Raw genomic sequence first — 23,490 nt, forward strand, 5'->3', positions numbered from 1 at the left:
TTGTCGATAACTAGGCAAAAATTTTGCTATTTAGTGGTTCTAAATAAGAAATTTTTAACGCGGTTAGCGTCAGATTGACTCCTTCAAATTGAGCAAGTATTAAGTCAAATTGGTATTATTACCTGTTTGGTTAAAGTTGTCATTTGCTTTGGACGCTTAGTGTGCATGAGCTAAACGTCCATAGCAAGATATATGCAAAGCTACCTGCCCGTTATTTTAGTTTACTTGCAACAGATACTAGTTGCAGGGCAAGGTTAGAAACTTTTTCTGCTAGATCTGGGTCTTTAATTTTACCTTGTTCGTCAAAGGTATTAAATGCACTTGGAACCGCGAGCTGATCTGCCAGTACTAGGCTGCCAATTCCTGATAGTACGTCACGAACATGGTTTAAACCACGCAAGCCGCCAAGACCACCGGGTGATGTGGCGTAAAGTGCAACAACTTTGTTTCTAAACGCAGGCACTGCACCTTGCTCTGTACGCGATGCCCAATCAATTGCGTTTTTGAGCGCGGCGGTAAATGAGCCGTTGTATTCAGGGCTAGCCAATAGGATCCCATCGGCATTACGAAGCTTTTCTTTGAGTAGTTGAACACCTTGTGGTGTACCTTGAGCTTCTAGATCTTCATCAAACATTGGAATATCTAAATCCCGTAATTTTACGACCTCTACCTCGGCACCACTTTCCAGTGCATAATTTGCCGCGGCTTGAATGAGAAGTTGGTTATAGCTGTCTTTTCTTAAACTGCCTGCTAGAGCGATAATTTTAGCTGTAGTCATCTTGCTGATACCTTATTTTGTTTCGTTGAATTTATAGTAGCAAAATTTCACTTGCATAAAAGCTGAATAAACGCAATGCTTGTGTGCATATATGCACAGAGGTGGTTATGGATAAATTCACAGATTGGCAAGATCTCAAAGTCGCTTACACAGTAGCGAAGCTCGGCACGCTGTCTGCAGCAGCTGAGTATCTGCACATACATCACAGTACAGTACTTAGGCGTATTAATAACTTAGAAAAAGAGTTAGGTACGCGTTTGTTTCACCGTCATGCTCGTGGCTATCAAGTAACACAAACGGGGGAAAAGCTGTTAGCAACGGCGACGATTATCGACGAGCGTTTGATGGAATTGAGTACCTCAATCGTTGCATCAGATAGTCAGCTAAGAGGCAAGCTATTAGTGACGACAGTCAGTGGTTTTATGGATATATTGTCAGAGCCTTGTCTTACTTTTCAGCAGCAGCATCCCCAAGTACAACTAGAAGTGTTGCTTGATCAAAAGCGTTTGCGGTTAGATCACGGTCAAGCACATGTTGCAGTAAGAGCCGGACCTAAGCCGGATGAACCAGATTACGTGGTGCAACAATTGACTACTTTAGAAGCTGGATTGTACGCGTCCTCCGATTACATTAAGCGTATGGGAATACCGACGACAGTAGACGCACTACGGGAGCATAATTTCGTCTCGGGGGTGAGTGGGTTTAATGCTAGAGTCCCTTATTTTGCTTGGGTCGATGAGCATATTGCAGAGTCTCAAGTCACCTTCAGAGTATCAGAAACTTCAGATGCTACACGAGCAATTGTGAATGGTCTTGGTATTGGCGGTGTTCAGCACAATGTTGCGAGACGCTACCCTGATTTACTGCCGATACTAAAAGAGGAGCTAAGGTGGTGTAGTCAGGTATGGTTAGTCACCCATGTGTTAGTACATCGCACAGCAAAAGTACAAGCGTTATGTGAGGTGTTAAAGCGCCACTTTAACAACTGACAGCTCTTTAGCGCACGCTTTTCTTTTTTGCTTGGATTATTAGGCGGTAAGCCGAGCGCCGCGACCAAACCATATTCAGGGTAAAAAAATCAAACAGGAAAGGTCAACAGACCCCAGCTAGTTTGGCTTTTTATGCTTGCTGAGCAGGAAGCGCAAGTAAGTATATGCTCGCTCGCACTTCCTGTAGACAGTAGCGCAATTAATACAATATGCGGATCACTGTGACTCCTTTGGCTTCAGTAAGATTGCGTTATCGCGTAGAGGGTAATGTGGCAGCGTCACTGCATTACCTGATCTATCTCCTTGTCCATATTGCGTAGGTGCAAGCCTCGGAGCTGATTGGATAGTCTCAGGACATTTACCAGTATCTATATGAGAGAGTGCAGCGGCGAGCAAATCTTCATTTTGACTGCCGAGTGACTCTGAGAAGTCATCAGCCACAATACAACCTGGTACTTGTGACGACAAACCTATCTCACCATTACTGGACGCTCCTGAGGGTGTAAAGCCGTCAGCATAGTCATCAAAGCCTTTGGCATTTTCTGAGCCAAACTGAATTGTGTAGTAAACTGTGCCGCAATTTTGTGCTGGTACAAATCCGTATGGTTTACCTCTCGTAGTGGTGCCAATGAGAAGCACCTCAACATCAATACCACGTAATCCGTTGATCACATTCTCGCTTGCAGATGCTGTGCCTCGGCTTGAGAGGATATACACTCTAGGGAGGGAAACAGTTGGTAAATTGGTCGATGTAAAGGTGTTTTCAGCCCAGTTAATTACTCTGGACTCGAACTCTGTACGTTCTTCTTCTGCGGTGCGCTTGTCGTTCAAGGTACTAAACGTAAACGTTTTGTTTAGGCTATTATTCCCAGCAATCATATAACCTAGCTGAGCCGCCATAATTACACGACCCCCGCCGTTGTAACGCATGTCTAGTATTAGGTCATCGATCTGTCTTGTTTTGAATAGGTTGAACGCCTCGATTAGACCATCTTGAGCGGTTGGAATAAACTGATTAAATTGCACATACCCTACTTGCTTACCCGCGTAGTTAATAATTTGAGCATTTTGAATGGGGGATGTTTTGAAATCTACAGAGGTCAAAGTAACCGATTTTTGGTTACCTGCTTGGTCTTCAAATACGAACTCATGCTGTTCACTTTGAGCAGGAGACAGCCCTGCATTGAGTGTGGCACTGTCAGAGCTGGAGATAAAGTCGATTCCATCAATGGATAATACTTTATCGCCTCGTTGAATGCCTGCGGCAGCGGCGGGAGAGTTTGGCTCCACCGCTGCAACGGTAAAGTTGCGTGGCGGTAAAGTAGAGATTACTGCCCAGCGAATACCATAGCCAGTTGTGAACCCAGCTTGCGCTTGCTTTTGGAAGCTGTCGTAAGACTCATAAAAGTGAAATTGATCTTTATCATTACCTGAAGGAGTTTTTTGGTTCGTTTTCAGTTGATCAAAGTAATCAGTAACCGTGTCAAATTGTGCAGGGTCGTTGTCAATGACCTCGTCATACCATAAGTAAGTTTCGTTGGTAAAAGACCGGAGCCACATTTTTTCGTGCATAGCGGTACCAACCTTATCGGGATAAGGTTGTCGTTGTTGAATTGGTCGGTGCCAGTGCGTGGCGTTGCACAGTAATTAATGAACTGGCTCGAAGGTGAAAATTGGTTAAATGTCCAAATTGGCGGCTCGGTTTGCCCAGTATTATTGCCAGGGTTGTCAGTGCCTAAGGAGTCGCTACCACCGCCTCCGCATGCTGCTAATACTAAGCTTATCACTGTTGATGCGAAAACTAGAGTAATACGTTGCATCGTATTTACGTTCCTGTTTTAGTTGTATAACTAAAAGCTAGCATCGCTTTGCTCATCTAGCAATCACTGTTTCTGCCAAGCTGTGAATAACTTTCGTTGTTGAGTCGATATTTTCAAACCATAGGTTTTTTCCATATAAAAATAGGCGTCAGCAATGCGTTTTCTTGCATAGTAAGGCGGCTCGATACGACGTAGTTTAAAGTCGATTTTAACAGGGCAAGCGCCATAATTTGCTTCGGTATTAGGGAGCATAGAAAAACGGTAATTAGATCTATCACCATTTATTTCGCCGATAGCAGGGGCAAGGTTGTGAATGTCAGCTTCCATTTTTCTAAACTTTTCACTCACTTTTCGACATTGTTTTCTACCTCCCTGTTGCCAACATTGCAGTTGATGACCAAACTCCCATGCCGAGACTATATGCTCCCATTCAATGCGATTTGCTCGAGCATTTTCTTTGCCGTTTCTTGTATAAGGCAACCTAGCGGCATACCCACAGCTTGTGGTGTCGGGTACCAGCTTTTTACCCCGCTTGGTGATACCACAGTTACAATATAAGGTGCGGCTATCTTCAGTGACCTGTTTTGAAAGATATTTCTTAGCTTGTGAGAAAGAGCTGAAATCTTGCGCACTGGCGGTTAGTGCAAAGAAGTAGAGCACTATAATGTAGAAAAAGCGTGACATAACCTCTCACCTTAGGGTGGAATACAGGGAATATCACTATATCAAAAAACTCATCAATACTAACAACGAAATAGGGCGGTACACGCCGTATTATGTATACCGTCGGCGTTTACGCCAAGGAGGAGACTGTAGTAATAGCAATAAACCGGTTATGCAGAATAAGACGCTTGTTGCCGCAAATGAGACAAGTAATGGGTTATTAAAGTCCTCACGTTCGTCGTAATCCATAATGTGTAACATCCAGAAAAAATCGAAAATACGCCAAAGGCTGCTACGCACTGTAATGACTTCTCCATTGCTTGCGCTCAGATAAAGTGTGGTATTGAGCGCATCACCATACTCAACTTTCCATACGTTTTTTCTATAACCTATTTCTCTAGGCCCTTGGGCAAGGTGTGTCGCGCTAATCACCTGTGCAGTGATTAATACATGTTTATCAGCTTGCTGAATTATTTGCATTTTACTAGGTGCTGCCAGAGGGGCGCCAGTTATGCCATTAAATACTTGTGTCTCGTCATGATTTAGTTTGATGATAGGTAAACCAAGAAAGTGACTAAACTGAATATGCTCCAACTTCGTTGACTGCTGTACTAATTTATTGATGTCAGCACGATAGTCAGCAGAGGAAAACGGATTATCGAGTTTGCGCAAAGCAAGATGTTTGCCATGCACTTTTTCTAGAGGAATAGCACTCATCACTAAGCCCCCAAGCAGCCAGGCAAAAATCTGGAGGAAGAGTAAGTAACCAAGATATTTATGGAGTTTACGGGCAGGCTTTAGCAGTTTTTTAATCATCACAATATGTTATTCTAGTTATTCGTGAATATGATAACGATAACATACGCAGTGTAGAATGCGTCACATTGTCGCATTCTGGATAACCTAAGTGTAGATTAGGTAATTGCTTACTTTTACAAAATCTCAGGTTATTAAGCCATTATAACATTTAGTTTTACAAGGTAGCTTTTAACACATGTCTGAAATTCAATTTTTAAATGTCGATTTGGAACTAGAGTCTAAGCAAGATATCAGCACGTTAGTTTCAGATTTGAAGAAAAACGCTATCGTGTTGCATTATGATCAAGATGATTATCGTCAGTTGGCTAGAATTGAAGCGAACACTACCGAACTAACACCTGATAAGGCGATTAACCAGCTGTGTGAGCTGATTGAGTCCTGCTCCAAGGTCGCATTAAAGCAATGGCTTAGTTGCACAAAACGCACCTTTGATATTGGTTTTAGTTCTGGCAAGTCTCCAAAGTGCTTTTCTCAAGCACTGCATGTTGATACGTTGCTCAGAATTTCTGCAATTGGTGCTGGAATAGAAATAACGCTCTACCCAATTGAAGAATAAAAACTCTAAAACTTAGAATAAATTGTTTTATATGTTAACGTTGTTAACTTGTTGATAAATTATTCCTGTTGTTTTATCTTGTTTGTTCACTAAGACGGATTATTTCTAGGAACGCAAGATGAAACAACATGTAACACTTTCTACCCTAACACTTGCCATGCTTGGTAGTGTAACTTTTTCAAGCGTAGCTACTGCACAGACGCCAAATGCTTACAGCTCACTTCAAGGGCTTGATGTTTTTAACGCAGCACCTGTTCAGGTGGCAGATATAAAGAAACAGATAGCAAAAAATTTAGCACTATCGCTTAATCAAATTAATACTCAAGTACAGACCCAGCTTAGTGAATACCAAGACACTATCTCATTAGAACAATTGCAAGTTGGTGGGGCGGCTGCAAAGTTAATGACAGAGGCTAGTCAATACACTCGTGCGTTGAAAGGGTTAACTGATAACACATCTAACCTTTATCAACTACGTATTGCCTCAAGCCAAATGCTTACAAAATGGCAGCAAGGTGAAGTGCCTCTAATCGCATTTGCACCCAAGGGCGATGATAAGTCGTGGCAATATGTCGAAGCATTCGATCAACATGGACAATTGCATTTACTGGATGCACACAAGATGCCTGAGCGGCCAGTGCTTATCGTGGAGCTTGACGCAAAGAAAACCAAAGCTGAAGGGCTTGAGGTCATGAAGCGAGTATTTGCAAAGCAAGGAATGATGATGCCATCGGCTGAAATGCAGGCTAATGACGAAGCTGCGCCGATTTCTACCAGTGTGCTAAAAAAGATTAGGTTGAATAATGACCAAGAGCCTTGGGTGTCTGGCGCAGCAGAAGTATATGGTATTGTGACAGGTGTTAACCCTTCGCGCGACGAGCCTGTACTTGATATTGTTGATATGCCATATCTAGATCATGATGGTAGAGACTACACACCAAATCAAATTATCATTCACTGGGAAAGATATCGTTGGCAAGCGGCTGATTTGTTATTGATGGAACAGGATGACAACACCAATTATCAAGAATTGGCGACAACTTTCTTAGATATTGTGACACAAGTGATGCGTGCGATCCCTGATCCAAACGTTCAGGGATATGCGCTGATCCCACAGCTAACCAACCAATTGATAAAGGCCATGCCAAGTCACTGGTTTACTAATGACGATGATTACGTGGATGTGTACTACACCTTATTTGAAGGTCAGCGTTATACCAATCATATGGGGGCAAGCGGCAACGCCAAGATAACCTTAGAGCCATTGACGATAAATCCGCGTTAGTGGAATTCTATTACAACAACTTTTGATAAGATGTGCAGGCTAGTCCTCCTCGTAAGGAGGACTAGGTTGTAAAGACTAATTTTAGACTTTTACATTACCAAATGGCTTCAACAAATTCAGGGTGATCTACAAAAGGATTACGATTCCCTTGGAACTCATAAGCCGCTTGGTTGCGAGCTTGTTCAAGCGCATCAACAGGATCTTCGTTATGCCATCTCTTTAGCATATTAACAACCCAAGTCTCGAATACCTGATCCTGACTACCGTTTAATACAGCATCACTATAGCTGGTGTTATTTTGCCAGTTAGCGATAACATCTTGATAGCGTGTTGCCATATAAAAATAGGCGCGAGCAAAGTCTCCTTTAAAAGCATCGATAGGCTCAAATACAGTACCACTATAGTTAATACCTGTAGCAGAACCTACGCGGCTACCATTACTTGAGGTATAAGAGGCACTGCCGACTTCACCAAAAGGGAAGTTACTCCGTTTTGAATTAACATAACCATCAGAGGCGAAAATATGATGGATGTCTGAATTCATCGGCTCTACTTTTCCGCCAAACCAAGATTTAGGGAAAGAGTGCTCACGGTTATAGCAGTCTCCTTCTACACGGTAGGTGCCACACTGTGAACCGGTTGAAACATAAGTGATGCTGTCACTTACCGATGGTTTTTCAGAGTACCTATCAAGAATACTATTATCTTTTTCAAAGTAGTTATCTCGTTCACTTTGATCTATGAAGCCCCAAATTGCCGAGTAGCCCTGAGATTGATGATTTCGGATGATACGGTGCAGTTCCGTTTTAAGTGCATAACCGCTTAGCCCCGCGGTAGTGGCGTAGTATCCATCTCCCGTTGGTGGTGGTAACGTGCTACCAAGGCTAAAGCTATGATCTTGACGGCTGGTAAACTGTCCCCCAGATGCAATCGTTTTAGAGCCATGTGTTAAAGTATATTGCCCACTACCATTGCTACAACAAATGCCATCACCGTAGCTATCTAAAATAGTGAAGGTGTAATTACCATCGGCAAGGCAAATTCCCTCGTTAACGGATTGGTTGTTGCTATAATTACCGCCACTTGCCATTGTACTACCTGCGGTATTGGTAATTTTCCAACTGGTTTCACTGGCATAGTTATCAGTGATCAAAGCAAGATTTAAGCTGTTGCTTTGACAACTTGTCGGTGGTTCTGGCGTCACATTACTTGGTGCAAAGCCGTCAACATAAACGGTTTCACTGCCATCAAAGCCACTTCCATCATAAAAGCGTAAACCAACATTGATAGTAGTCGTTGCGGTTGCTGTATAGGTGTGATTAATCTGCTGCCATTGTCCGACATTGAACTGGTCTGAGTAACCATGATAGCCATCCACCACTAACCTTGCTTTGACACCACCCTCAGTATGATAAACCCATGCGCTAAATTGATAGCTTTTTCCCGCTTCAACATTAACTTGTTGTTGCAAGTCTGTACTACTTTGAGTTGCAGTATTAACCTGAATTGCGGCAGCATAGTTGCCATCTTTTACAGGGCTTGTGACTGAAGATAGCGTTATCCCAGAATCAATCGTCGTCCATCCACTTGGAGCCTGTCCACTCCAACTTTCAAAGCTGCCATTTTGCACTTGTGCAGTGGCGTTTAGGCTCAATAGTGAACAGCACGACCCGATGAGCAGGTGTTTATATTTCCCGTGTTTCATTTTTACTCTCATTATTATCATTATCTATATTATTGATTTGTCTATTTGACAGGTTGATTTTACATCAACTCTGTTACGGCAATGTTAATACTTTTAAAGGCTAAATATTGCACTTCTTTTAAGTTATTTTCTTTGGACTTTTTCATCTTCAATAACTAAAAGGAATATAAAAGCAGATTCTATTCTTTTTGATCTTATCTTTTGCCACGTATGCTTCAGGCTTATAAAAGCAGGCTCCGCTGTGAGCGAGCCAATGATGCAATGAGCAAGCAAACCTTTTGGGTACGGGGATCCATGATGTTGTTAAGTCAACTTAGTGCTGCAGCAAGTCCGCTGACAAATGAACAACTGCAAAAATTACAAGGCTTAGTTGGGGAGCTAAATCCAATCCAGCAGGCATGGGTGAGTGGCTACTTAGCAGCGACAGCCAATTCAGCTGCTTTATCAGGTGTAGCTGGTCAAGCAACTGTGAGTGTTGGTGATTCTGCACCATTAACTATTTTATATGGTTCACAAACTGGCAACGCAAAAGGCGTCGCAACGCTTATCAAGACCCAAGCTGAAGCGCGGGGATTGACGACCAAGCTCGTTAATATGGCAGATTACAAACCAGCTAACCTAAAAAAAGAAAAGTTTTTGGTGATTGCTGTTTCAACTTATGGTGATGGTGAACCGCCTGAAGACGCTGAAGCATTACATGAATTTTTGGTGAGTAAAAAAGCCCCTAAACTTGCTGGCGTGAAACAAGCTGTTATCGGTCTTGGAGATACCAGTTATGAATTTTTCTGCCAGACAGCAAAAGATTTTGAAGCGCGCCTAGGCACGTTAGGTGCTGAGATTGCCGTCCCCCGTATTGACTTAGATGTAGACTATGAAGCGCAAGCACAAGAGTGGATAACACAAGCATTAGATATATTTGAGCCAGAGCTCAAAGCGCAGCAAACCGGAGGTGGTAATGTCATCAACATGCCCTATGGCATGCCAGAGCCTGTCGCCAGTCAATATACCAAACAAAATCCGTTTGCAGCAGAGCTAAATGTGGTTCAAAAAATAACCGGGAGAAATTCCAGTAAAGATGTTCGTCATATCGAGATTTCACTTGAAGGCTCTGATATTACTTATCAACCAGGAGACTCTCTTGGCGTGTACTTCTTAAATGATCCACAAGAAGTGGCTGCTACTCTTGAGGTACTTAACCTTGATAAAGCGCAAACTGTCAAGCTGGGTGACCTAACTGTTTCAGTAGAAACAGCCTTAATTGAGCATCTTGAGCTAACACAGTCATATCCAGGCTTTGTTGAAAAATATGCGATAGCGACTGGGAATGAGGAACTAAGCGCACTTGCAAACGATAAAGCGGCATTACGTGCCTATATTGAAGAGCGACAGATCTTTGATGTGATTAAACAAAACCCTGCGAACATTGAGGCGCAAGCGTTGGTTGATTGCTGTCGTAAATTGCAAGCGCGTTTGTATTCCATCGCGTCAAGTCAAGCGGAAGTTGAAGAGGAAGTACATCTCACCGTTGGCTTAGTGGAGTTTGATGCTTTTGGTGAAAAACACTTTGGCGGCTGCTCAGGCTACTTAGCGAATCGTGCTGAAGAGGGGACCAAAGTTAAAGTATTCAGTGAGCATAATGATAACTTTAGGTTGCCGAGTGACAATACAACACCTGTGATTATGGTAGGGCCAGGTACTGGTATCGCGCCGTTCAGAGCCTTCCTACAAGAGCGTGAAGCACGAGACGCTGAAGGTGAAAACTGGCTGTTTTTTGGCAATCCACACTTCACTGAAGATTTCCTATATCAAGTAGAAATTCAAAAATACGTAAAGTCGGGTCTATTAACCCATGTAGATTTAGCGTTTAGCCGTGATCAGGCAGAAAAGATTTACGTGCAAGATAGGTTGAGAGAGAAAGGCGAAGCTGTGTTTGCTTGGCTTGAAAAGGGTGCCCATTTTTACGTTTGTGGCGATGCCACTAGAATGGCTAAAGATGTACATCAAGCACTTATCGACATCATTAAAACCCATGGAGGGAAAGATGATGAACAAGCTGAGCAATATCTTAAAGCATTGCGCAGCGCAAACCGTTATCAGAAAGACGTTTACTAACACGTCTTGTTATACCGTCAGCCAATTTTAATGTAGGAAAGACAATGAGCAATTCTGAAATCAAACCGAATAGTAAGCTCGATGCAAACGCAAAGTTTTCTGATAATGAGCGTTTGAAGTCACAAAGTGCCCACTTACGTGGCACAATTTCAACGGATCTGACCGATCAGCTAACCGGTGGCTTTACTGCGGATAACTTCCAATTGATCCGTTTCCACGGTATGTATCAGCAAGACGACCGCGATATCCGCCCTGAGCGTACTAAGCAACGCCTTGAGCCACTGCATAACGTGATGCTTCGCGCTCGTATGCCTGGCGGTATCATTAAACCACATCAGTGGTTGGCGATTGACGAGTTTGCAGCGGATAAAACTATGTATGGGAGCATTCGTCTAACAACGCGTCAAACTTTCCAGTTCCACGGTGTATTGAAGCCAAACATCAAAGGGATGCACCAGCTGCTGAATAGCGTAGGTATTGATTCTATTGCGACGGCAGGTGATGTAAACCGCAACGTGTTATGTACGACTAACCCGGTCGAGTCTGAGTTACACCAAGAAGCGTACGAGTGGGCGGCTAAAATTTCAGAACACTTGCTACCAAAAACCAAAGCTTACGCAGAGATCTGGTTGAATGGTGAAAAAACGGAAACAACGGCCGAGCCGATTTTGGGTGATACGTATTTACCACGTAAGTTCAAAACCACGGTAACCATACCACCAAATAACGAAGTAGACGTGCATGCCAATGACCTCAACTTTGTTGCTATTGCTGATGACGGCAAACTAGTTGGCTTTAATGTGCTTGTGGGCGGTGGTTTGGCGATGACCCATGGTGACGTGAATACCTATCCACGCAAAGCTGATGACCTTGGCTTTATTCCGCTTGAGCACACGCTTGCCGTTGCTGAGCATGTGGTCTCTGTGCAACGTGACTGGGGTAACCGAGTAAACCGTAAAAATGCAAAAACTAAATATACGCTAGATACATTTGGCACTGAGGCGTTTAAAGCGGAAGTTGAAAACCGTGCCGGTATGAAATTTGAGCCAAGCCGTCCTTATGAATTCACCCACCGTGGTGACCGTTTTGGTTGGGTTGAGGGGATTGATGGTAAGCATCACTTAACGGTGTTTATCGAAAACGGTCGTATTTTAGATTTCCCAGATAAACCGCTTAAAACAGGTTGTCGCAAAATTGCAGAGATCCACAAAGGGGATTTCCGCATGACAGCAAACCAAAACTTAATTATTGCGGGAGTTGCAGCTGAAGATAAAGTGCAAATCGAGCAAATCGCCCGCGAGCATGGGTTGATTGATGGTAAGCATTCAGAGCAGCGCAAAAACTCCATGGCATGTGTGTCACTACCAACATGTCCATTGGCAATGGCAGAAGCAGAACGCTATTTACCAGGGCTTGTAACACAAGTCGAAGATTTGCTCGCTAAGCATGGGGTGGCTGAGGAGAATATTATTCTTCGTGTCGTTGGTTGTCCTAATGGCTGTGGCCGAGCGATGCTAGCTGAAGTTGGGTTCGTTGGTAAAGGACCTGGTAAATACAATATGTATTTAGGCGGTAACCGCGCGGGTACTCGTATTCCTAAACTGTACTTGGAAAATGTCGGTGAAGAGGTATTTCTTCCCGCTCTTGATGAGCTGATTGGGCAGTGGGTTAAAGAGCGTAACGAAGGCGAGTGTTTTGGTGATTATGTTATCCGCAAAGAAATTGTTGCGGAAGTCAAAGTATCAAAAACTGATTTCCACGCTTGACTTAGAACGGGCAGCTAAGCTGCCCATTGGATGAGAAAATGAGTAATTTTAAACAAATATTAACTCTTGATGGCGCAACCCAGCAAATGTTACTTGCTGATGCTAATGCCTTATTGAGTGATAAAACAGCCGAGCAGAGAGTCGCTTGGGCACTGGAAAATTTACCGGATACTCACTTTTTGTCTTCTAGTTTCGGTATTCAAGCAGCGGTGATGCTACACCTTCTGACTCAACAACAACCAGATATTCCAGTGGTACTGACCGATACGGGCTACTTGTTTCCGGAAACGTATCAATTTATTGAATCGTTAACAGAGCGCTTGGCACTTAATCTTAAAATATACCGCGCTAAACAAAGTCCAGCTTGGCAAGAAGCAGTATACGGCAAGCTTTGGGAGCAAGGTGAAGAGGGGATTAAGCAGTATAATACCCTAAATAAAGTGGAGCCCATGACTCAAGCATTGCGTGAGCTTAATGCAGGTACATGGTTTAGTGGCCTGCGCCGACAACAGTCTGCGACACGCGCTGACAAACCGATTGTTGAGTTAAGTCGAGGAACTGTTAAATTCTATCCTATCATTGATTGGCATAATCGAGATGTATACCAATACCTCACCAAATTTGATCTGCCTTATCATCCACTGTGGGAGCAGGGCTATGTATCAATGGGGGATGTACATACTACTCGCAAGCTCGAGCCAGGTATGACTGAGGAAGAAACGCGCTTCTTTGGTCTGAATCGCGAATGTGGGTTACATATTGATGGTGATGGTATTTAATGCCAACTACGCCAACGTTTCAACCTCGGGCTACCATATCGTGAGCATTGTTGCATAAAAGACGCCGCCTCGCCCATGCAGGTCAATCCACCTTATACCTTAATTGGCTGCTGTGGGCGAGGATAGAGCGGTACAAGCGCGCTCTACAGTTTGATTATCACCAAGCAACGCGGTGTGTACTTCATGAATACCCTCCTTGTTATGCTCATTTGAGCATCCAGTCAATTTTGAAAAAACCAGTGTTACCCAAAGACGCGTATTCGTCTATTTTTGTGTGTATGCCTCATATAACTGAGCCGAATTATCAAAGGCATTAACTTGGAAATTGGTGGCTATCAGTCATACTTAGACTATTACTTAATCAAAGTCGAGGAGGTGGCTTTGATCTCGTTTGTAAAAGTGGGTTATTTCTGTACATGTCTTTGCACTTTGCTGGCTGTTGTATCGGGGCGTGTTGCTAGTAGTGAGGAGCATATTAATTTTGCCATTCAATATTACCCTCCTTTTATTATTGAGCATGGCGCTGAGCAAGGGCTTATTATTGATGTGTTTAAACTCTTCGCAGCGCAGTATCGATATAAAATCAACTATCTACTGTACCCTGAAAGGCGCTCATCAGTTGAAATCGAAAAGGGAACAGTTGAGGTTAGAATGGAATCAGAGCTGTGGTATCGAGGTATAACTCCGATGTGTTGGAGTGAGCCCCTTTATGTTATTGAAGATGTGATCGTGACACATAAACAAGCCGAACAGTTTGATATGACGGACGTAAAATCGCATTTGTTTCTTGGGCGTTTTGGCTATACCTACCCTCAGTTGGAGCCATATTTAGAACATGACCAGTTACAGAGGAAAGATTATTACTCTGAGCATGATGTTTTATCTGTGCTCGCCGGTGGGGGGCATAAGGCAATCGCTTTTACTATTATCGGCAAACCTACCCTACGTTGGTACCAGCTACAACATGCCCATTTTGATGAGAAGCTAGTGATTCAAGGTATATCTGATGTTGCACCATTGCAATTACAATTTGGATACAGTCAAAAAGCAAAAACGCTTTGCAATGATTTTAATCATTTTCTAACTGACTTTAAAAAGACTGAACAATTTAAAAAGATACTGCTAAAGTATGGGCTCAAAGGACAATGAAGAGATGAAAATGAAAGCCGCGAGTTATTTGATGATTATGGTCATGCTAGTCGCAGTAGCCTGTTTATTTGTGCTCAAACGACCAGATGGAAAGCCTTGGTTAAGTGTGCAGTCGATAACCCAGTCGGTAGAACACAATGCAAATGAGTTGAAGCGCCAAGGAATAGATGCAATGGATCAAGTCAAATCATATACAAACGACTTGTTAGGTGACAGTAAGCCAGCGTCGAGTTCGCATACACAAGTATATCGCTGGCAGGATGCAAAGGGACAGTGGCATTATTCTGATAAGCCAAACCCGCATGGCCATTCTCAAGCATATCAAATAGACGAGAGTAAAATTACAGTTATAGCAGCTGAAGATACAAGTATTCTTGCCGCCAAGGCTGAACAAGAGCCCAATAACTCCTCTTCAAAAGCAGTACCGACAGCGTTAAACCCTGCTGCGGTGCAGCAGTTAATGAAGGACACCCAAGACGTACAAAAGTTAATGGATGAGAGAGCAAAAAAAATAGATGAGGCGCTAAAGGAAAACCGCTAAACAGTCTATAAGTGCTGCTCAACATACTCAGCAATCGCTAAGCTTGCAGTTAGGCCTGGAGATTCAATCCCCATCAAATTGACAAAGTTAGCGATACCGTGTGTTGCCTCGAACTGAATCACAAAATCACTTTGTTGGTGGCGGCTGAGCTTTGGCCTGATCCCGGTATAGTCTGGTGTCAGTCTAGAGGGGTCGAGTCGTGGCCAGTATTGAGTTATCGCTTTTATAAACTGTGCCTTGTGCGAGTCGTCAAAACGATAATCTATGTTGTCTATATACTCAGTGTCAGGCCCAAACTTTAACTGTCCAGCCAAATCTAATGTGGCATGTATCCCAAGGCCATGTCTATTTGGAATAGGATAAACTAAGTGTTGGAATGGGTGTTTCCCTTGATAGCGGTAATAGCGACCACGACAATAATAAGCGTCCACTTGGGGGTTATTACCAGTTATTTTGTTCAGTATATCAGACGCTGACAGCCCTGCGCTGTTAATAAGTTGACTACAACACAGTTCATAATGCTCGTCCTTACAGCGCATCGCTATGACAAAGCCTTCGGCCAGCTTCTGAACATCCATGAATGCTGTTTGGGTTGCAACAATACCACCGTTGGCTTCAATTTCGGCAATCAAAGACAGCATCAACTGATGACTATCCACAATACCAGTGGTAGGAGAAAACAACGCACTGTGAATGCTTAAATGGCTTAATTGTTGGCTAATGGTTTGAGACGAAACGAAGCTCAGATCCGTGACGGTGTTGTTATACGCTGTCTGCTTGATTGCGTCGAGTTGCTGCGCCTCACTTTCATCGGTCGCGACGATAAACTTACCGAGTTGCTTGTAAGGGATATTAAGTTGTTTACAACGTGCATAAAGAAGCGCTTTACCCCTAACACATAACAGCTGCTTGAGGCTATCTAAAGAGTAGTAAATTCCGGCATGGATTACTTCACTGTTACGGCTACTGGTATGTTCGCCAACATGAGTTTCCTTGTCGATGACAAGCACACTACGGTTATGGCTAAGCTTTGCTGCAATAGCAAGGCCGACAACGCCCGCGCCAATAATGATAGTATCAACTTTATCCACTGTTTAACGCCTATCTCAAACTCTTGGTTTAGGGTGCAGTAATCACACTCTAATATCAAGTAATACTGAGCAACTAGGCATTAGGCACCACATGTTATAACTCAATATTCCATTGCACTTAGACATTATTGTAGTTAACTAACAGACTTCTGAAATTAAGCTCAGAACATATCACCCTTTATGCTCGCGGCGCATGAGTAAAATAGTAAGATAGATTTTGGTGGGTAGTGAGCAAGTAAGGCCAAGAGCAATACAGCTGGCACCTACTACAAGCCCCTTTGGCCCCAACTCATGCAGCCATTGAGTCGTCAGTATAGTATGACCTATCACAATGAGCGCAAGCCCTGATACGATAAGTAGGTGTAAAGGCCAGAGTTTGGAAGCCGACATTATATTCACCTCACCATGCTTGTTGGTGCAATAATCATGAGGTGAATTGCATCGTTATGAATTGTGGTAGATCAAGCTTTAACGTGATACCACTGCTGCTGTCATTCGTGAGATACAACATAGTTCATTTTTACTATTAGTAATGCGTACTTCCCACACTGAAGAGCGTTTTCCTAGGTGGATAGGTTTAGCAACAGCTCGCAGTATACCGTTTCGCGAGGCTTTTAAGTGATTTGCATTAATCTCCTGACCGACACAGTAAAATCGTTCGGTATCTACGACAAAGTTTGCCGCATAACTTGCGACGGTTTCCGCTAACACCACATTTGCACCACCATGTACAATTCCCATCGGGTTGTGATGCTGAGGGGTCGCAGGCATAGTCGCTACAAGATAATCATCGCCTATTTCGCTAATCTCGATACCCAAAGTTTTCATTAATGTACCTTTACCCGTCGCTCCCTCATCTAGTGATTTACACAACTCAAGGCTAATTGGGGAAAACCAAATGGACATGTTTGTCTCCTTTTCTTATACATATGCTTACATTTTTTTACTATGGCGATTTTTTCTCATCGTTACAATCTTTGCATTAACGTAAAGGGGAAAACATGAGAGTACTACCAATACTTGGGTTATTACTTTATTCCGGTATGAGTGCAGCCAATTCACACGAAGTAAGTATCGGTTTCGGTGAGTTTTTGGAAATTGAGGATGGATTCTTAGGTGTTCATTATAAGCATTATCTGACAACTTTGAAAAACAATAGCACACCTTATAGCTTGCAGGGGTATTTACAGAAAAGCGATAACTTTTCCATTGGGGGATTTACAAATGATGATTGGCAATTGTACCAAGCTGATGCTGAGCTGTTTATTGGGCGGCACTGGCGGGTGGCGGTAGATGTCACTCAATTTAGTGATGATGAGGCATTTTCTGTGTCCACCAAAGATACCATTGCACTGTTACAGGTGGGTCGTTTCGTCAGTCGAAATATGCAGTTAGGCTTAACATTTATCGGTCAACGTTCAGAATTTGATGGCTTTGGTGTAGATGATCATAGTACTGAAACAGCACTTGCGCCCTTTTTTAGGTATACCGAGGTTGAGGATGGTGTTGGGTGGGATGTGAAGATGCAAAAAGTGGCAGCAGATACGGACTTTTGGCAAGTACAAGCTGGTTATTACTTCAACAAAAGCTGGCAAGTTGCGGTGTCTGCGAGGCTACAAGAAGAAGAGTTTAATGAGTCAATCGTTGAGCTGCAAACAGAGTACTGGTTTAATGCTCATTCAGCGGTTCGATTTGGTTTAGGGTCGGATCTAAACGATGCCGATCTTAACACTGTTACACTTATTTATACGGGACGGTTTTGATACTTAACCTGAAGTTTGGGTAAGGTGCGCTTACTCTTTAACGCTCGAAAACCCTGAAATATTCACAGTTCAGGTGATTCAAGTTTGCACTGGCATAACAGCGATGACAACAGAAAACGAGCTTCGCTGAAGCTCGGTGTCAAAGTAGAGCATAGCGCTGATTTCAGCTTAAGTGCTATGCTCTTCTAATGTTGTTAGATTAATTGAGCATTTGTCTCAGCACATACTGTAATATCCCACCATGTTGATAGTACTCCCACTCTTTTGGGGTATCTATGCGAATGTCTGCTGAAAACTGTTTTTCCTCACCTTTGGCATTTTTGGCGGTAACGATGACTTCAGTTGCGGTGTCGTAGATCCCTTCTATTTCAAATTCCTCCTCACCACTTAAACTAAGCTCTTCATGACCTTCGTCTGGTTTGAACTGCAAAGGCAACACACCCATACCAATAAGATTAGAGCGATGGATACGCTCATAACTTTTTGCCAGAACTGCTTTGATGCCAAGGAGTAATGAACCCTTAGCAGCCCAATCTCTCGATGAGCCTGTACCATATTCACTACCGGCTAAGATCACCAATGGTGTATTACGTTGTCGGTACTGTTCAGCTGCATCAAATATACTCATAAGAGCGCCATCAGGTAATAACCTAGTGATCCCTCCTTCGGTACCCGGGGCTAGCTGATTGCGTAAGCGCACATTCGCAAAGGTGCCACGCATCATTACCTCATGATTACCACGGCGTGAGCCATAAGAGTTAAAATCCGCTTGCTTCACGCCTTGTGATTGTAAATATTCTCCAGCGGGAGCTGACGCTTTAATGTTCCCGGCAGGAGAGATGTGATCGGTAGTAACTGAATCTGCGAGTTTAGCAAGGCACCTTGCGCCTTTGATGCTTGGGATCCCTGGTGGCTCTTTGCTCATATCATCAAAAAAGGGTGCTTTACGAATATAAGTAGAGCTATCTTGCCAGTGATAGCGTTCGCTTTGATTAACAGCGATCTCTTGCCAATGTTTATCCCCTTGATAAACATCGGCATAGTTTTCAGCAAACATGGCTTGGGTCACAGTTTGAGAAACTAGTTCACTGACTTCAGAGACCGATGGCCAAATGTCTTTTAAGAATACATCATGTCCGTCATCAGCTTGGCACAATGCTTCATTGTAGACGTCAATATCAGTTCGCCCTGCGATTGCATAGGCCACGACAAGTGGCGGCGATGCGAGGAAGTTCATTTTTACATCTTGGTGGATCCGCCCTTCGAAGTTACGATTTCCAGATAGAATTGAGCTGACGACCAGCTGATGCTTAACGATGGCGTCGTTAATTTCTTTTGGTAATGGGCCGGAGTTACCGATACAAGTTGTACAGCCGTAGCCGACTAAATCAAAACCGAGTTCCGCAAGTGGCGCTAAAAGGTCAGCTTGTTTTAGATAATCAGTGACTACTTTTGAGCCTGGAGCTAATGACGTTTTCACCCAAGGCTTGGGCTTTAACCCAAGTGCCTTGGCTTTTTTTGCGACAAGGCCAGCAGCAAGTATGACACTTGGGTTTGAGGTGTTTGTGCAGCTTGTGATAGCCGCAATAACGCAGGCACCGTCGACTAATTCAAACTCTTGTTTTTTAAATTTAACCTTACCAACACCAAGGATTGCCGGTTCGTTTTGGTCAACCCGAGAAGTCCCACCTTCACTAACGGTGCGAGCTTCATCTTGATCCGACGCGGCATTTTTTTCACTGCGCTCATGTTGAAATTCTCCTAAATGGGCTTGGATAATTTTACCGGCGTCATTGAGAGGGATTCTATCTTGTGGGCGCTTTGGACCTGCAAGACTTGGAACGACAGTCGCTAAGTCTAGTGTCAAAACGTCGGTGTAAAGTGGCTCATCACCGGGCTCGCGCCACATGCCTTGATGTTTTGCGTAACCTTCAATCAGCGCTATCTTCTCTTCGTCACGGTTGGTGAGGCGAAGGTATTCAAGGGTTTCATCATCAATAGGAAAGATCCCACATGTGGCACCATACTCAGGCGCCATATTAGCAATCGTGGCTCTGTCAGCTAGTGGCAGGTCAGCTAAGCCATCACCAAAGAACTCAACAAACTTACCCACAACGCCGTGTTCACGTAGCATCTGCGTTACTGTCAGAACTAAGTCGGTTGCGGTTGTTCCTTCAGGTAATTGACCTTCTAATTTAAAGCCAACCACTTGAGGGATGAGTAAGGAAATAGGTTGACCAAGCATTGCGGCTTCAGCCTCAATCCCTCCTACGCCCCAGCCTAATATGCCAAGGCCGTTGTTCATGGTTGTATGTGAGTCTGTACCGACAAGTGTGTCGGGGTAGGCGAAGGGCATGCCATTGATATCTTTTTCAAACACGACTCGTGCCAAATACTCTAAATTTACCTGATGCACGATACCCGTTGCTGGTGGCACAACCTTTAGGTTGTCGAATGCGCCTTGCCCCCAACGCAGGAATTCATACCTTTCTTTATTGCGTTGATACTCAAGTTTTGCATTTAAATCAAATGCGCCATCATGACCGTATTCGTCTACTTGCACTGAGTGATCTATGACCATTTCAGCAGGAGACAGGGGATTGATTTTATTTGGGTCACCACCTAGCTTTGCCATCGCATCACGCATTGCTGCAAGATCGACGATTGCGGGCACGCCGGTGAAGTCTTGCATTACGACGCGGGCTGGGGTAAAAGCCACCTCTTTGCTAGGTTTTTCTTCAGGCTTCCAGTTTAGTAGCGCATCGATGTCCTTGGCAGTAACATTTTTACCATCTTCATGGCGTAGTAGGTTTTCGAGTAAGATTTTCAGAGAAAATGGCAGTCTCTTTGCCCTATCGCTCAACGCTGGTAGTGAGTGAATGTGCACCTGACGCTCGCCGACGGTAAGCTGAGTCAGGGTATTATATGAATTGTTCATGCTTGACCCTTTTCCTTATTCTAATCATGCAAAGAAATTTGCATGGAATGTACCAATTGCAAACCTGCTGCATTTTTGTACATTTATAGTCCTAGTGTTGAAAAGGAAATTTTTCAAGAGATGAGTGCACTTTAGCGGGGCATTAGTGCACTACAGCGGTGAGAAAAGAGTTGTGGTTTGCTGTCAAAGCGATACGAGTTAACCAAAAGAAATGGGCTTACGGCCTGTATTTTTGTCCACTTGTGTGTAAGATTTTCCCGACTTTTGTCGTTTTTTCTTACTGGCAGTCGGCGTTGCAGTTGATGGTTTTGGTGTTGCAACTGCTCTAGGCTGTGGTGTCGCGTCTGGTGCTAACGTTAAATGAAATTCATCGCCATCAAAATGCAGAATATCGCCCGAATAAATCTTTTTACGTTTTTGCGTACATATTTCATCGTTGACTGCTACATAACCTTCAGTGATCAATAACTTTGCATGTCCTCCAGTTTCTGCTAAGTCGAGCACTTTCAAAAGGTTGCACAACTCTATCGGCTCTTCTTCGAGCTCAATTTCAATAAACCCATCTTGCATTTTTATAACCTCAACATGCCGTATTTACCTAACACAGCTAGTGTCTTATTGCCTTATACGACAGTATATAAAATTACTACGATTAATGACGAAACTTTTTTGCTAAAACCAGTGTCTTTAACATTACTGAATTATTTGGTGTGTATTTTGCAGGTCGTCCACGCGATTTGTTTTTATCAGTATGTTAATGGAGGCAACGATGGGGATTCGCACAGCATTGAGAAAAGAGCTTATGCAGGTCGATAAGACAGATCTAATGACCGCGGATGATGTACGTCACTATGTCAATGAGTCGCTTACTCAAGCCAAAGACAAGCTCTCAGTCATCTCACGTTTTAATGAGCATCACAGTCAAATCCAAGCAGGGTTACCGAGTCAAGAGCAACATTTACATCATCAACAGCACCATCTTTTCAAAGATATTCTTTATCCAAAATCTGCAGTTGAAACTTGGCTATCTAGGTGTTAACTTGGAGCAAAAATAGCACCAAACTTGAAGGTAAGTGGATAATATAATTCAGCCTCAAGTTATCGTGCTCAAGGATGAATATGAGATATATTTATTTAGTAGCCGCTTGCTTGCTGAGCGGTTGTAGTACCCAAACTTTACACATTTTTGAATCAGGGCTAGACGACACCACAAGACAAAATCTGATGCGTGAGTTAGCGCAGCGAGAGGTTAATTTTCGCTTTACTTCACTGCCTGTTCCTGAAAAGTATGATAGTGCACGTTTGAATATTGCGCCGATGACATCGGGTGAAAGATGGCTTGGAGAAGTTGAGGCGGCTGTAAAAGCGGTTGGTTTTGAATCGCTCACCACTTCTGAATTTAACATGGAAGGGCATCGCTATACTCCTGGGAATGCTGGGCTGTACTTGGTTAAAAATAGAGCCGTGCAGTTACTTCCAAACCTATTATTTTCTCATCAATGTGACGATGCGCTGCAATTGCAGCTCAACCCAAGGGGGAGCTGGGAGCAGGTTGGGAGCCACTACCAAGGTCGCTGGCGTTATGAAGGTGGTCATCTTACCTTGACGTGGCGTGAAAATGATAACAAATACCCCTATCAACAAGTATATTCAGAGCGTGAGCACAGTGTACAAACCCTACAGGGTCCAAAGCCGGCTAAGACATTTACCAGAATACAATTAGCCAAACGACCTGTACCAATATTTAATTGTGACTTACAGGTGATTTTCGCTAATTGATTTAATCACCGCCTGTGCTCGTTTGACTTGCTTTAGACCTTGTTTGATTTGTTCAATAGCTGGATGAAACGGCACAAGGTTGTATTGTGCGCTGCCAAGGACAGGATATTCGTGAAGTAACTCAGCATACATAGACTGGGTACTTGGTTTTAATAAAAACTCCACAAACTGCATGGCTGCCTTGGCATTAGGCGCATGTCGTGAAATTGCTGCTGTGGTTGTGGAAACTGGAGTTTTACCCGAGTGCATTTTTATATGGTGGATCTCGAGTTGCTCTGCCAGTATCTTGTCTCTTTTATTGTCAGAGTGGTGCATCATTAGCCAGTAATAATGATTAGCAAACGCCAGTTCACATTGCCCAAGAGCAAGTGCTCTAAGTTGATCTCTATCACCGCCAACTGGGCGTTTTGCTAGCAATGTATTGGCTTGTTCTAGCCACATGTAATCACCAGAGTATGAAGAAGTATAGAGTATTGATACCAGAGCGAGGTTATAACTATGAGACCACTGACGAATACAAAACTTCCCTTTAAATTGTGGCTTATTCAGATCAGAATAAACCTGTGGTAACGGTGTATTTGAAGCTTTTCTTCTAAATATGGCGCGAGTTCGCATCGAAACGCTGATCCAGCGTTTATCATCATCTTTAAACGCAGGATTAATGATGTGCCAACTTCCAATCTCATCTAATGGACTTAGTAGATCTTTATAGTCATGCAATTGGATCAGATCAGAAGTCAGTAGTACGTCTGCTTGCGAGTTAATTCCATCAGTTCTTAAGCGTGAGAGGAGCTGCTGTGACTTGCCATTGACGAGATTGACACTTATGCCCGTCTCTTGCTCAAAAGCGTGAATAACAGGTTGGATAAGCTTGTATTTTCGAAATGAATAAACGTTAACTTGTGGCTGTGATGATTGCAGCGCGATGGCTTGATCAAAATGTACCCAAAAAAGCAA

The 23,490-nt window shown here is 43.4% G+C and carries 22 protein-coding genes; 11 read left to right on the top strand and 11 right to left on the bottom strand.

Features of this window, described 5'->3' with window-relative positions:
- Positions 1–211: 211 nt before the first annotated feature.
- Positions 212–778, bottom strand: a complete 567-nt coding sequence (locus D9603_RS05785) for an NAD(P)H-dependent oxidoreductase (RefSeq protein WP_128730607.1) — start codon at positions 776–778, stop codon at positions 212–214.
- A gap of 107 nt (positions 779–885) precedes the next feature.
- On the opposite strand from D9603_RS05785, the gene D9603_RS05790 reads away from it, so the two are divergent.
- Positions 886–1,767 (top strand): LysR family transcriptional regulator, encoded by an 882-nt coding sequence (locus D9603_RS05790; RefSeq protein ID WP_128730608.1) that lies wholly within the window; start codon positions 886–888, stop codon positions 1,765–1,767.
- A 216-nt stretch (positions 1,768–1,983) separates the two neighbouring features.
- On the opposite strand, the gene D9603_RS05795 is transcribed toward D9603_RS05790, so the two are convergent.
- From D9603_RS05795 to D9603_RS05805, 3 genes are all read right to left on the bottom strand, one after another.
- Entirely contained in the window at positions 1,984–3,339 is a 1,356-nt protein-coding gene (locus D9603_RS05795) for a S41 family peptidase (RefSeq protein ID WP_241651597.1), read from the bottom strand.
- 311 nt (positions 3,340–3,650) lie between these two features.
- Complete coding sequence (locus D9603_RS05800; protein WP_128730609.1) at positions 3,651–4,271, bottom strand: endonuclease; 621 nt, start codon at positions 4,269–4,271, stop codon at positions 3,651–3,653.
- Between the two features lie 90 nt (positions 4,272–4,361).
- Complete coding sequence (locus D9603_RS05805) at positions 4,362–5,066, bottom strand: hypothetical protein (protein WP_128730610.1); 705 nt, start codon at positions 5,064–5,066, stop codon at positions 4,362–4,364.
- A gap of 178 nt (positions 5,067–5,244) precedes the next feature.
- On the opposite strand from D9603_RS05805, the gene D9603_RS05810 reads away from it, so the two are divergent.
- Positions 5,245–5,625 (top strand): hypothetical protein, encoded by a 381-nt coding sequence (locus D9603_RS05810; protein ID WP_125251527.1) that lies wholly within the window; start codon positions 5,245–5,247, stop codon positions 5,623–5,625.
- A gap of 118 nt (positions 5,626–5,743) precedes the next feature.
- On the top strand, positions 5,744–6,910 hold the full coding sequence (locus tag D9603_RS05815) for a DUF3103 family protein (RefSeq protein ID WP_128730611.1): 1,167 nt from the start codon (positions 5,744–5,746) through the stop codon (positions 6,908–6,910).
- 94 nt (positions 6,911–7,004) lie between these two features.
- On the opposite strand, the gene D9603_RS05820 is transcribed toward D9603_RS05815, so the two are convergent.
- Positions 7,005–8,615 (bottom strand): endonuclease, encoded by a 1,611-nt coding sequence (locus D9603_RS05820; RefSeq protein ID WP_125251529.1) that lies wholly within the window; start codon positions 8,613–8,615, stop codon positions 7,005–7,007.
- Positions 8,616–8,912: 297 nt separating this feature from the next.
- On the opposite strand from D9603_RS05820, the gene D9603_RS05825 reads away from it, so the two are divergent.
- From D9603_RS05825 to D9603_RS05845, 5 genes are all read left to right on the top strand, one after another.
- Positions 8,913–10,727 (top strand): assimilatory sulfite reductase (NADPH) flavoprotein subunit, encoded by a 1,815-nt coding sequence (locus D9603_RS05825; protein WP_128730627.1) that lies wholly within the window; start codon positions 8,913–8,915, stop codon positions 10,725–10,727.
- A gap of 44 nt (positions 10,728–10,771) precedes the next feature.
- Positions 10,772–12,493, top strand: coding sequence for an assimilatory sulfite reductase (NADPH) hemoprotein subunit (cysI, locus tag D9603_RS05830; protein ID WP_128730612.1), 1,722 nt, complete (start codon positions 10,772–10,774; stop codon positions 12,491–12,493).
- 38 nt (positions 12,494–12,531) lie between these two features.
- A complete protein-coding gene (locus tag D9603_RS05835) occupies positions 12,532–13,272 on the top strand; it encodes a phosphoadenylyl-sulfate reductase (RefSeq protein WP_128730613.1) in 741 nt (246 codons plus the stop codon).
- Between the two features lie 318 nt (positions 13,273–13,590).
- Positions 13,591–14,421 carry a transporter substrate-binding domain-containing protein gene (locus tag D9603_RS05840; protein ID WP_241651598.1) on the top strand — a complete coding sequence of 277 codons (831 nt, stop codon included), beginning with the start codon at positions 13,591–13,593 and terminating at the stop codon, positions 14,419–14,421.
- A 4-nt stretch (positions 14,422–14,425) separates the two neighbouring features.
- On the top strand, positions 14,426–14,962 hold the full coding sequence (locus tag D9603_RS05845; protein WP_128730614.1) for a DUF4124 domain-containing protein: 537 nt from the start codon (positions 14,426–14,428) through the stop codon (positions 14,960–14,962).
- Between the two features lie 5 nt (positions 14,963–14,967).
- Here the strand turns inward: D9603_RS05845 and D9603_RS05850 are convergent, their stop codons facing one another.
- From D9603_RS05850 to D9603_RS05860, 3 genes are all read right to left on the bottom strand, one after another.
- The gene (locus tag D9603_RS05850) at positions 14,968–16,053 is read right to left on the bottom strand and encodes an NAD(P)/FAD-dependent oxidoreductase (protein WP_128730615.1); all 1,086 of its coding nucleotides are present in this window, start codon (positions 16,051–16,053) and stop codon (positions 14,968–14,970) included.
- Positions 16,054–16,224: 171 nt separating this feature from the next.
- On the bottom strand, positions 16,225–16,443 hold the full coding sequence (locus D9603_RS05855; RefSeq protein WP_128730616.1) for a hypothetical protein: 219 nt from the start codon (positions 16,441–16,443) through the stop codon (positions 16,225–16,227).
- 78 nt (positions 16,444–16,521) lie between these two features.
- A complete protein-coding gene (locus tag D9603_RS05860) occupies positions 16,522–16,959 on the bottom strand; it encodes a hotdog fold thioesterase (protein WP_125251534.1) in 438 nt (145 codons plus the stop codon).
- Positions 16,960–17,054: 95 nt separating this feature from the next.
- Here D9603_RS05860 and D9603_RS05865 point away from each other — a divergent pair, with 95 nt between their 5' ends.
- Positions 17,055–17,816 (top strand): hypothetical protein, encoded by a 762-nt coding sequence (locus D9603_RS05865; protein ID WP_128730617.1) that lies wholly within the window; start codon positions 17,055–17,057, stop codon positions 17,814–17,816.
- A gap of 199 nt (positions 17,817–18,015) precedes the next feature.
- Here D9603_RS05865 and acnA read toward each other — a convergent pair whose 3' ends face one another.
- Together acnA and D9603_RS05875 are read right to left on the bottom strand one after the other, a co-directional pair.
- Entirely contained in the window at positions 18,016–20,754 is a 2,739-nt protein-coding gene (gene acnA, locus D9603_RS05870; protein WP_128730618.1) for an aconitate hydratase AcnA, read from the bottom strand.
- Positions 20,755–20,952: 198 nt separating this feature from the next.
- The gene (locus tag D9603_RS05875) at positions 20,953–21,324 is read right to left on the bottom strand and encodes an RNA-binding S4 domain-containing protein (RefSeq protein WP_125251537.1); all 372 of its coding nucleotides are present in this window, start codon (positions 21,322–21,324) and stop codon (positions 20,953–20,955) included.
- A 199-nt stretch (positions 21,325–21,523) separates the two neighbouring features.
- Between D9603_RS05875 and D9603_RS05880 the strand changes: the two genes are divergently transcribed.
- Entirely contained in the window at positions 21,524–21,793 is a 270-nt protein-coding gene (locus D9603_RS05880; RefSeq protein WP_125251538.1) for a hypothetical protein, read from the top strand.
- 80 nt (positions 21,794–21,873) lie between these two features.
- Positions 21,874–22,533, top strand: coding sequence for a hypothetical protein (locus tag D9603_RS05885; protein WP_125251539.1), 660 nt, complete (start codon positions 21,874–21,876; stop codon positions 22,531–22,533).
- Here the strand turns inward: D9603_RS05885 and D9603_RS05890 are convergent.
- Complete coding sequence (locus D9603_RS05890; RefSeq protein ID WP_241651600.1) at positions 22,510–23,490, bottom strand: extracellular solute-binding protein; 981 nt, start codon at positions 23,488–23,490, stop codon at positions 22,510–22,512. The two genes, D9603_RS05885 and D9603_RS05890, sit on opposite strands and share 24 nt — an antisense overlap.

It is taken from the genome of Pseudoalteromonas sp. PS5 (genome assembly GCF_004103255.1).
Taxonomy (GTDB): Bacteria; Pseudomonadota; Gammaproteobacteria; order Enterobacterales; family Alteromonadaceae; genus Pseudoalteromonas; species Pseudoalteromonas peptidolytica.

Coding starts and splice junctions, on each gene's coding strand:
- D9603_RS05825 (WP_128730627.1), top strand. CDS start 8,913: ATGTTGTTAAGTCAACTTAGTGCTGCAGCAAGTCCGCTGACAAATGAA.
- D9603_RS05790 (WP_128730608.1), top strand. CDS start 886: ATGGATAAATTCACAGATTGGCAAGATCTCAAAGTCGCTTACACAGTA.
- D9603_RS05885 (WP_125251539.1), top strand. CDS start 21,874: ATGAGATATATTTATTTAGTAGCCGCTTGCTTGCTGAGCGGTTGTAGT.
- D9603_RS05875 (WP_125251537.1), bottom strand. CDS start 21,324: ATGCAAGATGGGTTTATTGAAATTGAGCTCGAAGAAGAGCCGATAGAG.
- D9603_RS05855 (WP_128730616.1), bottom strand. CDS start 16,443: ATGTCGGCTTCCAAACTCTGGCCTTTACACCTACTTATCGTATCAGGG.
- D9603_RS05785 (WP_128730607.1), bottom strand. CDS start 778: ATGACTACAGCTAAAATTATCGCTCTAGCAGGCAGTTTAAGAAAAGAC.
- D9603_RS05805 (WP_128730610.1), bottom strand. CDS start 5,066: ATGATTAAAAAACTGCTAAAGCCTGCCCGTAAACTCCATAAATATCTT.
- D9603_RS05810 (WP_125251527.1), top strand. CDS start 5,245: ATGTCTGAAATTCAATTTTTAAATGTCGATTTGGAACTAGAGTCTAAG.
- D9603_RS05815 (WP_128730611.1), top strand. CDS start 5,744: ATGAAACAACATGTAACACTTTCTACCCTAACACTTGCCATGCTTGGT.
- D9603_RS05835 (WP_128730613.1), top strand. CDS start 12,532: ATGAGTAATTTTAAACAAATATTAACTCTTGATGGCGCAACCCAGCAA.
- D9603_RS05860 (WP_125251534.1), bottom strand. CDS start 16,959: ATGTCCATTTGGTTTTCCCCAATTAGCCTTGAGTTGTGTAAATCACTA.
- D9603_RS05845 (WP_128730614.1), top strand. CDS start 14,426: ATGAAAATGAAAGCCGCGAGTTATTTGATGATTATGGTCATGCTAGTC.
- D9603_RS05865 (WP_128730617.1), top strand. CDS start 17,055: ATGAGAGTACTACCAATACTTGGGTTATTACTTTATTCCGGTATGAGT.
- D9603_RS05800 (WP_128730609.1), bottom strand. CDS start 4,271: ATGTCACGCTTTTTCTACATTATAGTGCTCTACTTCTTTGCACTAACC.
- D9603_RS05820 (WP_125251529.1), bottom strand. CDS start 8,615: ATGAAACACGGGAAATATAAACACCTGCTCATCGGGTCGTGCTGTTCA.
- cysI (WP_128730612.1), top strand. CDS start 10,772: ATGAGCAATTCTGAAATCAAACCGAATAGTAAGCTCGATGCAAACGCA.
- D9603_RS05795 (WP_241651597.1), bottom strand. CDS start 3,339: ATGCACGAAAAAATGTGGCTCCGGTCTTTTACCAACGAAACTTACTTA.
- acnA (WP_128730618.1), bottom strand. CDS start 20,754: ATGAACAATTCATATAATACCCTGACTCAGCTTACCGTCGGCGAGCGT.
- D9603_RS05880 (WP_125251538.1), top strand. CDS start 21,524: ATGGGGATTCGCACAGCATTGAGAAAAGAGCTTATGCAGGTCGATAAG.